At 33.5% G+C, this 12,492-nt stretch carries 8 protein-coding genes; 6 read left to right on the forward strand and 2 right to left on the reverse strand.

Annotated elements, in window-relative coordinates; genetic code table 11:
• The first annotated feature begins 60 nt into the window (after positions 1–60).
• Positions 61–1,617 (forward strand): hypothetical protein, encoded by a 1,557-nt coding sequence (locus bsdE14_RS13985; protein WP_264850581.1) that lies wholly within the window; start codon positions 61–63, stop codon positions 1,615–1,617.
• Positions 1,618–1,680: 63 nt separating this feature from the next.
• The gene (locus bsdE14_RS13990; protein ID WP_264850582.1) at positions 1,681–2,385 is read left to right on the forward strand and encodes a 4'-phosphopantetheinyl transferase family protein; all 705 of its coding nucleotides are present in this window, start codon (positions 1,681–1,683) and stop codon (positions 2,383–2,385) included.
• Positions 2,386–2,411: 26 nt separating this feature from the next.
• On the opposite strand, the gene lepB is transcribed toward bsdE14_RS13990, so the two are convergent.
• Complete coding sequence (gene lepB, locus bsdE14_RS13995; protein WP_264850583.1) at positions 2,412–2,987, reverse strand: signal peptidase I; 576 nt, start codon at positions 2,985–2,987, stop codon at positions 2,412–2,414.
• A 191-nt stretch (positions 2,988–3,178) separates the two neighbouring features.
• Here lepB and bsdE14_RS14000 point away from each other — a divergent pair, with 191 nt between their 5' ends.
• The 4 genes from bsdE14_RS14000 (at position 3,179) to bsdE14_RS14015 (ending at position 11,291) form a co-directional block, all read left to right on the forward strand.
• Positions 3,179–3,832 (forward strand): ABC transporter ATP-binding protein, encoded by a 654-nt coding sequence (locus tag bsdE14_RS14000; protein ID WP_264850584.1) that lies wholly within the window; start codon positions 3,179–3,181, stop codon positions 3,830–3,832.
• Complete coding sequence (locus tag bsdE14_RS14005) at positions 3,825–4,610, forward strand: ABC transporter permease (protein WP_264850585.1); 786 nt, start codon at positions 3,825–3,827, stop codon at positions 4,608–4,610. Before bsdE14_RS14000 ends, bsdE14_RS14005 begins: the two co-directional genes overlap by 8 nt.
• A gap of 90 nt (positions 4,611–4,700) precedes the next feature.
• A complete protein-coding gene (gloA2, locus tag bsdE14_RS14010) occupies positions 4,701–5,087 on the forward strand; it encodes an SMU1112c/YaeR family gloxylase I-like metalloprotein (RefSeq protein WP_264850586.1) in 387 nt (128 codons plus the stop codon).
• Positions 5,088–5,306: 219 nt separating this feature from the next.
• Positions 5,307–11,291 carry an endo-alpha-N-acetylgalactosaminidase family protein gene (locus tag bsdE14_RS14015; RefSeq protein WP_264850587.1) on the forward strand — a complete coding sequence of 1,995 codons (5,985 nt, stop codon included), beginning with the start codon at positions 5,307–5,309 and terminating at the stop codon, positions 11,289–11,291.
• A gap of 77 nt (positions 11,292–11,368) precedes the next feature.
• On the opposite strand, the gene bsdE14_RS14020 is transcribed toward bsdE14_RS14015, so the two are convergent.
• The gene (locus bsdE14_RS14020; RefSeq protein ID WP_264850588.1) at positions 11,369–12,268 is read right to left on the reverse strand and encodes a DegV family protein; all 900 of its coding nucleotides are present in this window, start codon (positions 12,266–12,268) and stop codon (positions 11,369–11,371) included.
• Positions 12,269–12,492: the final 224 nt, after the last annotated feature.

A 12,492-nucleotide genomic window follows, 5' to 3' on the forward strand; every position in this document is an offset into this window, starting at 1 on the left:
AATATGTTAAACTATTTATATCATGCACATATGCAGTTTGCTAATTAAGGAGGGGGTAAAATGTTTAAAAAAACATTGATTGGGTTAAGTGTAATAATGTTTATAGCTATATTTAGCTTTCATTTTTACTTAAATTTTAAGACTAGAACAGCTCCGCCATCTCAGGAATGGTCTAAAGAGGTGCTGCTTGCAGAGGGGAGTATACAGTGTAATCCTAGGTTAATAAAGTATAAAGACTTTTATGTTGTTGCTTATAGTGACGGTAAAGATATAAAAATTTTGAAAATTGATTCAATTGGAAGAAAAATTGAAGAAAAGGCTTTACCATTAAAAGAAGGAACAGTAAAGGATATTCATTTACTTACTGATAATAAGAATTTATTTATGGAAGTAGAGGCTTATACAGGTAGTGATTCATGCTTGCTTAGTTTTAAGGGCGACGAAAAACTTGAATTTACTGAGGAGAGCAAAGCTATAAATATACTAGATTTTGTACAAATAGACAACAGTACAATGGCTGTTGCATTACAGGATAAAGTTCAATTTATAGATTTTAAAAACAATACAATAACACCAATAAATGTATCAAAACAAAGATTTTTAATGGGTACAAAGCTCAAAGATGAATACATTATATGCTACATGAAAGGGCTCAACAATTTTGAATACATCAGGATTAAAAATGGCATAGTAAGCCAGCCTAAAATTGCGGGACATTTGACAGAAATCACAAAAGTTAATTTTGTGAGAGGTACGATGATTGCAAATGATAACTTTGCCAATGCTTTTATTGAATGCAAAACTGAAGGTGACTATTCAGGATCGAAGCTGTTAACCTTTTCTCTTAACACAGATGAATATACGGTGGGGGATTTTAAAATAAATGGTGAAAACCAGGAGATTTATAATGTAGAGCCTTTTTACCATGGTGGAGAAACAAGTATTTTAGCTACTACTGAAAGAACTTTTGGTAAAAAGAAGCAGTTTTCAGATGTTGTAGAATATGATGCTAAGCAAGGTGCCTTTGTAAAAGCCACTCCATTGTCACGTTCAAGTGAAATATCATTATATGCCTCAGCTGCTGAAGATACAGTCACTTTTTGTGATATAGTTGATAAGGGTAAACTAAAGTTATATATGGTTTCTTCTAGAGAAGAGTTTAAAAAGGCCAATGATGAAGTACGCGGCAGTGAAATTAAGAGTGCATTTAGTGACACTATTAATAGCTGTTTTTCTAGCCTAGGTTATATAGTAATATACGGAGTATTTTGGATTATTCCCTCTATTGCCTTGGCTGGTATTGTATTTATGGTGGAATATAAGCTTAATTTAAGGTGGAAAAAGATACTATTTATTGTCATTAGTTCATTAGGAAGTATTTTTAAATGCAAATATATTTATAAAATCATATTTGTAGAAAACGCCTATAAGCTGCCTACGTTATTAAATCCTTATTTGGGGTTGGGAATATGCTTGCTGATAAGTTTATTATTTTATTATCCAGCATATAAAAAATACGTGAATGAAGAAGATAATATACTTATAGCACCATATAGTATTTCACTTTTATTAGAAAGTTTATTTACAGTATTGTTATTCCGTTCATTTCTTGTATAAATAATAAGCTTGGTTACTATTATTGTTTTAGGTAATATGTGTCATATATAAAAGGGTGGTTTTATGGAAATATACGCTGTGAAAATAATGGATATAAGTGAAGAATTTATTGAAAAGATTAGCTTTTTTATTTCTGAAGATAAAAGGTTTAAAATAAATAGATTTATAAATAGACAAGATAAAATCAGAACTTTAATTGGTGATGTGCTGGTTAGATTCACCGCTATGGAAAAACTTAAAATTAATAATGATAGTATTACATTCAATAAAAATGACTATGGTAAACCTTTTTTGAAAGACTATCCAAAGTTCAAATTTAATATTTCTCATTCTGGGGATTTTCTAGTATGTGCATTTGATGATACGGAGATTGGAATTGATATAGAACAAATAAACCAGATTGATTATAGAGAAATAGCTAATAGCTTTTTCTCGGAAAGTGAAGTTGATTATATTTTGGACAAAGACTCAAATGATGCTTTGAGTCGGTTTTATGATATATGGACCTTGAAAGAAAGTTATGTAAAATGTTGTGGTTTAGGGGTAACAATGCCCCTTGAATCATTCTCTATATGTATAAATGAGCATGATAATATAGGAGTTGTTGCCAATAATCATTGGAAGAGCTATTCTTTTAAAAGATTTGATATTAGTGAAGGTTACAAGATGTCTGTATGCTCAGTCAATAAGGAGATTTCAGAAGAAATAACCTTTATTGACCAAAATACTTTAATTGAAGATTTCATATTTCAAAATAGTATAACTTAGTTTTCATAGCTTAATGAAGCTAACCATTATTTAAACAATCTAACACTATTAAAAGGATACAACCTGATTACTGTATGTCCCTTAATATCGTTAACATTTATAGTTCCAAGAATTCTGCTGTCAACGCTATTTTCTCTATTATCTCCAAGAACGAATACATGATTCTTTTCTACTGTATAGGTTTTATTGTTCGCTAGAAATTGGCTAGGGGCAGTAAAGGTACCATCTGCTAAATAGTCTTCCTTAAGGGCCTCTCCATTTAAATATACCTTTCCTTCTTTTATCTGAATCTGGTCTCCTTCTATCCCTATTATTCTTTTAACAAGGATATCCTTTTCAGCATTTTTTCTGTCAAATATAATTATCTGACCTCTTTTAAAGTGCTTTGTTAGGTTGGTTATCTTCTCAACAAAAACTACATCTTTATCATGAAGAGTTGGCAGCATAGACTCTCCATCCACATCAGCTCTTGCAAAAACAAAGGCATTACATAGAAGCGCCACCGTAATAGCAATCAAGATGGATATACCATAGTCTCTTATTTGTTTAAGTAAGCTGGATTTATTCTCACTATCTTTATTCTGAGTTGCGTTATTTTCCATATGTCCCCCTATAATAATCTAGTGCTATAAGAAACATTAATTCTTGTTTGCTGCTAGAAAAGTTATTATAAATTTAGTTTATCAATTGTATTGACTAGTGTCAATTTGACAATATAGAAAGATACTTTAACTAGTGATATAATTTATTGAAGCAAAGTATTGTAAAAATATTAATAGAGAGAAGGAGAATTATGCTTTTTGAAATTATAAATTTAAAATACAAAGATATTTTGAATATAGAAAAACTAGAAATACCTGAAAATAAAATTACATGTATTGTGGGGGAGAGTGGAAGTGGGAAGACCACACTGCTTAGACATTTAAACGGACTTGTAAGTGCTGACAGCGGAAACATATATTTTAAGGGTAAAAATATTGATGAGCTTGATAATATTCAACTTAGAAGAAAAGTTGTAATGCTATCTCAGAATCCTGCAATTTTTCCAGGAAATATACGAGATAACTTAATTATTGGGCTTAAATTCTCTGATAAGTCAGAGGTAGCTGATGACAATTTAAATAGAACTCTAGAACTTGTACATTTAGACAAAAACTTAGAGGATGATGCAGAAAAGCTATCTGGAGGAGAAAAGCAAAGGGTAGCTCTTGGCAGAATACTGTTGATGGAGCCAGAGGTTTTATTATTAGATGAGCCTTCTTCAGCTTTAGATGAAGCTACTGAAAAATTAGTTATTGAAAGGGTAGTAGAGTACTCAAAAGTAAAGAAAAAGTCCTTAATTATGGTAACTCACTCTAAAAATATCGCTAAAACCTATGGAGAATATATAGTAGAAGTGAAAAAAGGTGGAAGCTTAAGTAATATGGGGGTGATGTACAATGAATAAGGTTATAGAGCTTGGTTTTATACAGATGCTTTCTGCTTACATATTTATATTGATATTATTGTTTATAGTCAGAAGAAGGGGTATAAAAAGGGAAAAGGAAATAATAATTTCTTGCATCAGAATGACTATACAATTAATTTTAGTAGGATACATATTGGGATATGTATTTGATAACAGCAATCCATTTGTTACAGTTATAATAATGTTAATCATGGAGATTTTTGCAATTTATAATATATTCAAGAGGGTAAAGGTGAAGCTTTCTAACAACTTAAAAAAAGTAGTGGCAATTTCTATGAGCATAGGAACTATAGTTAGTTTATGTTATTTCTTATTTGTAGTAGTAAGGCTCACACCTTGGTATGATCCCAGATATTTTATACCAATAGGTGGAATGATTATAGGAAATGCTATGACAGGAATCTCACTTGGAGTAGACAGATTAATCAATGGAATAAATACTCAAAAACACTTGGTAGAAGGTGCTCTTATGCTGGGCGCTGAGCCAAAGGAAGCTGTGAAGGATATAATTAATAATGCCTTTGATGCATCTATAATGCCTACAATAAACTCCATGGTGGGAATGGGGATAGTATTTCTACCTGGGATGATGACAGGACAGATTTTATCGGGAACGGCCCCAACCACTGCTATAGGCTATCAAATAGCTATAATGTTAGGTATACTTGGAAGTGTTTCCCTTACAGTTATAATATTTGTGCAGCTTGGATACAAGAGCTTTTTTAACGAAAAAAGTCAGCTAGTTATAAGTGATTAGGCTTTAAACTTTTCCCTACTACACAAGATATCCTTACCTCTAAGCACAGGTGGAGGGAGCATGTCACACATAGGATAAGGAGTGAAAATTATGAAGATAAATAAAGTACATCATGTAGCTATTATTTGTTCTAATTATGAAAAATCAAAGGAATTTTATGTGAATATATTAGGACTAAAAATTATTAAAGAAACCTATAGAGCTGAAAGGGATTCCTACAAGCTTGATTTATTAGTAGGAAAGGATACACAGGTAGAACTATTTTCATTTCCTAGTCCACCTAAAAGACCGAGTTACCCTGAGGCTTCAGGCTTAAGACATTTAGCCTTTGAGGTAGATGATGTTGAAAGTGCAATAAAACACTTAGCCTTAAAAGGCATAGAAGCAGAACCCGTAAGAATAGATGAAATAACAGGGAAGAAGTTCACTTTCTTTAAGGATCCTGATGAATTGCCTCTAGAATTGTATGAAGTATAAATATTAATAAACAAATATACCGTTGGTAAGACAAAGCTCTAGGTGAGGTCCTAGAGCTTTATTTATTAAAGAAAGTATTTTTTTACTTTAATTATATTGCTTTATCCTATGCAAACCAATGCAATATATATAAAAAAGCAAGCAATATACTGATAGAAGGCGTTTCCAAATTATTCTATACTTGAGGTGTGGTCAATATTTATAGAAGGGGGTTTTTTAATGAGAAGGACTGGGAAAAAAAGAAGTTATAACTTGAAGATTTTTTCACTTGCTTTAATTTTCTTGTTTACTCAGGTTATTGGGACATATGTACCTTTTATGGGCAAGCTGTTCCAAAATGTTAAGGCCTTGGAAAACGTATACATCAGAGACTTTAACGATGGTGTAGTGGGGCCTTGGACTAATTTTATAGGTTCAGGTAATTTATCAGTGGAGAATGGACAGCTTAAGATAATTAGGAACACAACAAATAATAAGCTTGTTATGGTTGATAGTAATTCTCCCGAATTACTGGATGCTGAAGCACAATGTGATTTTAAATTAGTGAATGGTACAAGTAGGTTTGGAATAATTCTAAGAGGTTCAAGTGCAAATTCGCACCTATTTATTGGTTACAATGATTTGGGCAAGTGGCTTATTGAAACTTCTTCTGCATGGAAGGATGATATTCCTGGTCCAGCATTAGTTGCAGATCAAAAGTATACTTTAAAAGTAAGGGCAGTAGGAAACAAAATAACCATTTGGGTGGATGGAGACAAAATTTTTGATGATGTGGTTAATTTGGCAGGTATGCCTACAACTGCTGGAAAGGTTGGCTTTAGAACATGGTATGACAGTAAGAGTATTTTTGTAGACAATTTAAAATATGGGGCACCAGGGTCTATTGTGGATACACCAGCAGCTAAAACTATTAAGAGCTTAAATCCAGTTAACATTTCAACCATAAAAGGTGTAAAGCCAAGTCTTCCTTCAGAAGTAACTGCAGTATACGATGATGGAACTAGTGGACAAGAAAAAGTAGCATGGGATGCTATAGATCCTTCAAAGTATAGCGATGTAGGGAGCTTTACAGTTCAAGGTACTGTGCAAGGTACTACTTTAAAGGCAATAGCTAATGTTACTGTTACTGCTGGGGAGGCAGTTTCTATAGAATCAGAAAAATTGAAAGTTACAATTGATAATACCTTTCCAAGAGTTAATAAGTATGAGTATAGAGCATCAGGGGCAGTGATGTATGGACAGGATGATGTTATAAAGAGCGTTAATATTAATGGCGTTTTATATGAGCCAACAATAACCTTTTCAAAGCCTGCTGCTAATAAAGCAGTTTATTCTATGAATTTTGCCTCGATAAATGTAACTATGGATGCAGAGGTTACTGTAAATAATAATGTACTTGCTCTTGAAATAAAAAATGTTAAGGAAAATGGTACTACAAAAGTAAATACAATAGAAATTCCTAATCAAAATCTTATTTCAGTAAGAAGCAATCAGCCCAAAGCTGCACTATCAGGTGCACGTATGTATACAGCAGTAAGTGGTACTGGTGATACATTTATAGATTTAACCACTAATACTACCGTTAATGCATCTCCTACAGGATATATGTATGCGTTTTTAAATACAAGTGAGTTAAGTGCAGGTATATGGACAAATGCCGTAGAGAATGCTCCTGCTAGTGCATCAGCTAATGAAAATTCAAGAATAATGAAGATGACTGTAAGCAAGGATGGATATTATAGGACAGGCCTTTGGAGCGGACAATGGACTTATCGTGCAACAGGCATGACAGCTCCAGAACCAGCAGCACCAATTGTTAAAATTGTAATTACTGATGATGAAAATAAGGATGGCGCAGTAGATTGGCAGGATGGAGCTATAGCCTATAGAACCATAATGAATAATCCATTAGGTTCTGAAAATATTCCAGACCGCGTAGTGCAAAGAATACCTTTTAACTTTGGCAGTCAAGCTACTAACCCATTTTTAAAGGTCTTAGACGAAACTAAGAGGGTTTATCTAGCTACTGATGGTTTAGGACAAAATGTTTTGCTTAAGGGGTATGGCTCTGAGGGACATGATTCAGCTCATCCGGATTATGGAGTAATAGGTAAGCGTCAGGGCGGTGCTGTAGATATGAAAACTCTTGTTGATGAAGGAGCAAAGTATAATGCCTTCTTTGGAGTTCATATAAATGCTACAGAATCTTACCCAGAAGCAAAGGCATTTAACGAGCAGCTTGTCAACAAAAATGCAAAAGGATGGGACTGGCTAGATCCTTCCTACTATATAAATACTCTATATGATGGTACCTCAGGAAATCGACTTGATAGAATTAAGCAATTAAAAGACCAAGTTCCTAATCTTGATTTTATTTATCTAGATGTATGGTATAACAATGGTTGGGATGGTCGTAAGGTTGCAAGAGACATAAATTCTATGGGATGGAGATTGGAAACTGAATTTCCAAATGTACTAGAAAATGATGTTACCTGGAGCCATTGGGCTGTAGATTATAATTATGGAGGACAAAGCACTAAAGGTTTTAATAGTAATATTGTTCAATTTATCAGAAATCATCAGAAGGATACTTGGATTGCAAGGGATCCGCTGTTAGGTGGAACAGAAATGTCAGACTATGAAGGCTGGCAGGGAAGAACTAGTTTTGATGATATGATAAAAATGACCTTTAATACTGATTTGCCTACTAAATATCTTCAACATTTCCCAATAACAAAGTGGACAAATGATACTATTAATTTTGAAAATAATGTATCTGTTTCAAATGCAACAGGAACAAGAATAATAACTAAGGATAACAGGGAAGTTTTAAGAGGAAACTCATATCTATTGCCATGGGAGCCTAAAGAAGAAACTAAGCTTTACCATTGGAATTCAAAGGGTGGAGAAACTACTTGGACATTGCCAGCTAGCTGGAATGGATTAAAAGATGTTAAACTGTATAAACTATCTGATCAAGGTAAGAGTTTAGTTGACACTTTAAAGGTTACAAATGATAAGGTAACTATAAATGCAGAAGCTAACGTGGCTTATGTAGTTTATAAGGGAGAAACAGCAACAGAAAAGGATATGAAATGGGGAGAAGGCACATTATTAAAGGACCCAGGCTTTAACAGTAACTCCTTAAGCAATTGGACTGTAAAAGGCGAAGGAGCTGCTGTAGCAAGAAATGATAGAGGACAGTATGAATTAAAGGTTAGCAAAGGAAGCGGTGCAACCTTAACTCAACAGCTTAATGGTCTTTCTGAGGGTACCTATTCAGCTTCAGTTTATGTAGAGGTAGATGGAAAGCGTAGAGCTTCAATATCTGTAAAAAATTCAGAGGGTGTAGAGAGTACTAACTACACTGACAGTTCTATAGCTGAGAACTATATTTCAGGTGATTCTAAGCATGGAACTAATATGCAAAGAATGAGAGTTTTATTTGATGTACTGCCAGGAAAGACTACTGCGACTCTTCAACTAAAGGTTGAAGGCGGATTAGATACAGTAACCTTTGATGATTTGCGCATAGTTAAAACTGAGAGGGCACCAAAACCAGAAGGTGCATATTTCTATGAGGATTTTGAAAATATAGACCAAGGTGTATACCCATTTGTTAAAGGTCCAGCTGGAGGCGCAAATGATCCAAGAACACATCTTGCAGAGCTTCATGCACCTTATACACAGAAGGGTTGGAATGGTAATGTAATTGATGATGTTATAGATGGAAATTGGTCACTTAAACTTCATAAAGAGAGCACAGGTATTCTTTTACAAACAATTCCTCAAACCTTAAGGTTTGAACCAGGAAAATCCTATAGAGTTACCTTTAAATATGAAGCTGCCAAGAGTGGTGATTATAGCTTTATATTAGGCAATGGACAAGAAGTTTTATCTGAGAAGCCTTTTACTTCAGCTACAGATCCGCAAGTATTTACTAAAGAGTTTAAGGCTGGCACAAACGGAGAGTCATGGATAGGTGTTAAGTGTGTAAATGGAAGTGCAGATATGGTAATTGATGACCTTAAGGTTGAAGAAATTCCTAATGCAGCTGCTGAGCCAACTGAAATTGTTCCAGTAGATTTATCTACAGTTCCAAATTCTATGATTAAAGCAACCGCAACAAGTGAAGAAACAGAAGGTGAAGATAATAGTGCTGCTATGGCCATAGATGGGGATGAAGGAACTATATGGCACACAAAGTGGGATAAATCAGATGCTCTTCCACAATCCATAACTTTAAACCTAGGAGCTGCTTATGAAATAAACAAAGTAACCGTGCTTCCTAGACAAAGTGGTGCAAATGGTCTTATTAAGCAATATTCACTTTCTATATCAACAAACGGAACAGACTTTACAGAAATAGCCAAAGGAACTTGGGATACAAATGATACTGCTTCAAGAGCTTTAATTAAAACAATTGCTTTTGATAAAGTAAAAGCAAGCTATGTAAGGCTTACAGCTCTTGATGGTGTAAATGGATGGGCTAGCGCAGCTGAAATAGCTGTATATAGAGATCCTGCTACAATAGTTTCTGCTGCTAAAGCAGATGGAATTAAGACTGCTCTTGGTGAATTACCTAAGCTTCCAGAGACTGTAAAGGCAACTCTTAGTGATGGTAATGCTATCTCTCTTCCAGTAAGATGGGATGCTGTTCCTGCTGAAAATTATTCAAAAACAGGAGTGTTTACAGTTGAAGGTTATGTTAATGGTTCTGACATTAAGACTGCTGTTGAAGTTACTGTTATAGAGCCAGTTTCAATAGATGAAACAAATGTTCAAACTTCTGAAGGTGTAGAACCAATAATGCCAGGTAAAGTAAACGTAGTTTATAATGATGGAAGTAAGGCAGAGGTTAATGTTACATGGGGAACTTGGGGATATATTAATCCAAGCAGTTATAATGAAGTTGGAAGCTTTGAAGTTACAGGAACTGTTGAAGGCATTAAGCTTCAAGCTAAGGCAGTAGTGAAGGTAACTGAAAATAATGCACCTATTATTACAATAAAAAATATCAAGGATAAGGATATAATTTCAGGTAAGATAAAGCCAGATATAGTTGTAACTGATGACCATAAAATAGTATCTACTGTAATAACTCTTAACGGACAACCTTATAACAATGAAGAAATTAACAAAGCTGGGCAATATGAATTAAAAGTTGTTGCTGAAGATCAATCAGGAAATAAGGCTGAAGTTACAATAACCTTTACTATAGTAGATAAGAGTGCATTGATAACAGCTATAAAGGATGCACAAGCTAAATTAGATTCAGCAGTGATAGGAACAGCAGAAGGTCAATATACAAAGGATGCTAAAGCTGAACTATCTAAGTCTATAACAGCAGCTGAAGAAATAGCTAATGATAAGAATGCTACTCAAGAGGTAATTGATTCAGGTACAGCAGCATTAAATAAAGCTATTAACTTATTTATTAGTAAGCAGCTTAAAGTAGAAGTTAGGAATGAAGTGAATGATGCTTCAACTTTAGTTAATTTAATAAATACAGTGGCTGATAAGTCTAAAATAGTGGTTGATATTACTAATAATCCATTAGCTAGTAAAGATGTATTAAACACATTAAAGGGACAAAATAAACTGATTACCTTCCAAAAAGACGGCATCAGTTGGACCATAAATGGTAAGGACTTAAAAGATAATATAGATAAAGATATAGACCTTACACTGAAAGCTGTTTCTAATGAACTTAAAGACAAAGAATCAAAGTTAATTAAAGATTTAATTGGTAAAGAAATATCAATAGTTTCTTTCTCCTTCAACTATGATGGTAAACTTCCGGGTATGTTTACTATAAAGGTATATGTTGGTAAAGATTTTGCTGGAAAAGAAGTTAATGTATGCAGATTTTATGAGGATAAAAATACCTATGAAGTTGTTAATACCTGTAAAGTTGACTCAGATGGGTATATATCCTACAATGCAGACCACTGCAGTGATTACTTTGTAGTTGAAAAGAGCTTATTGGATGGTAGTTCTAAAAATAATGACAATACAAACAATGAGCAAAAGGATAATACAACTGCGGACAAAAATACTGCCAACAATACAAATACTACTGCAAATACAGGTAAATTAGTTCAAACTGGTTCACCGTTAGATATGACTAGTTTAATAGTATTTGGCGTTGTAATAATGCTAAGTGGTGCTTGGGTTTGTATTAGGAAAAGAAGAACTAACTAATTTATGATTTAAGCTGAATTAATGAAAGAAGTACCATGCTAATATATCTAGCATGGTACTTTTTATAATTACATGTTTTATTTTAAATTAACGTCAATTAAATGATTTTGTCTATGCTTTCCTAAAAAGAACACTGCAAGAGCACCAGGACCGCCGTAGGTGCCAACAACTGGACCTATTGGATTTATAAGAACGTCCCTTACCTTTACTTCACTTAGAATTGCCTCTTTTAATTTCAAGGCATCTTTTTCAATATCTCCATGGCATATACAAACAATTTCTTCTTCTGGTTTTTCAATCTTCTTACATACAAATTCAGCTAATTTGCTTATTGCACTTTTTCTTCCTTTGGCTTTATGAATAGCAATTACTCTGCCTTCATCATTTAAAGTGAGTATAGGTTTAATATGAAGCACAGTACCTAGAATTGCAGCAGTGGTGGAGATTCTTCCACCCCTTTTAAGATGGTTCAAATCATCTACAGTAATGTATGTGTTTAAGCGTAATCTATTGTCTTCAATAAAGCTTTTTATTTCATAAAGATTGGCTCCGTTATTTTGCATTTCAATAGCCTTTATAAGCATAAGTCCTTGTCCTAGTGATGCTGTTAAAGTGTCTACAAGCTCAACATTAGCATTTGGATACGCATCTAATATCATATTTTTAGCTATATTGGCACTATTGTAGGTTCCACTAAGGCCGCTGGAAACACCTACATATAAAATTGATTTGCCTTCTTTAACAATTTTCTCAAATACTGCATAAAAGGCATCAGCATTAGGCTGAGAAGTTTTGGGGATTTCTCCACTTTTCATTCCTTCATAAAAGCTATTATAGCTTAGACTAACACCGAAGTCATCCTTGTATTCATTTCCTAGAAAATTGCAGGTTAAGCTTACAAAGGGAATTTGCTTTTCATCCATATAGCTTCTAGGCATATCACAGCAAGAGTCTGTGACAATAACAAAATCGTTCATTAAAATTACCTTCCTAATATTATTTTTAATTATACATAATCAAATATCTACTACAATATTTGTCTAATTTCGACAAATATTCTACCTATATTTTAAAGTATAAAATAGTTTTATACAATATTAATATTTGCTAATACATACTAAAACATACGTTCTTTGATATAATAAATATTATAAGGGAAAAATAAGAAGTAGTAGTTTACATAGAACTTAACTTGAGGGAG

The organism is Clostridium omnivorum (assembly GCF_026012015.1).
Classification (GTDB): domain Bacteria; phylum Bacillota; class Clostridia; order Clostridiales; family Clostridiaceae; genus Clostridium_AX; species Clostridium_AX omnivorum.

Excerpts from the sequence above, each read along its gene's own strand:
- gloA2 (WP_264850586.1), top strand. The coding sequence starts at position 4,701 with ATGAAGATAAATAAAGTACATCATGTAGCTATTATTTGTTCTAATTAT.
- lepB (WP_264850583.1), bottom strand. The coding sequence starts at position 2,987 with ATGGAAAATAACGCAACTCAGAATAAAGATAGTGAGAATAAATCCAGC.
- bsdE14_RS14000 (WP_264850584.1), top strand. The coding sequence starts at position 3,179 with ATGCTTTTTGAAATTATAAATTTAAAATACAAAGATATTTTGAATATA.
- bsdE14_RS13990 (WP_264850582.1), top strand. The coding sequence starts at position 1,681 with ATGGAAATATACGCTGTGAAAATAATGGATATAAGTGAAGAATTTATT.
- bsdE14_RS14020 (WP_264850588.1), bottom strand. The coding sequence starts at position 12,268 with ATGAACGATTTTGTTATTGTCACAGACTCTTGCTGTGATATGCCTAGA.
- bsdE14_RS14015 (WP_264850587.1), top strand. The coding sequence starts at position 5,307 with ATGAGAAGGACTGGGAAAAAAAGAAGTTATAACTTGAAGATTTTTTCA.
- bsdE14_RS14005 (WP_264850585.1), top strand. The coding sequence starts at position 3,825 with ATGAATAAGGTTATAGAGCTTGGTTTTATACAGATGCTTTCTGCTTAC.
- bsdE14_RS13985 (WP_264850581.1), top strand. The coding sequence starts at position 61 with ATGTTTAAAAAAACATTGATTGGGTTAAGTGTAATAATGTTTATAGCT.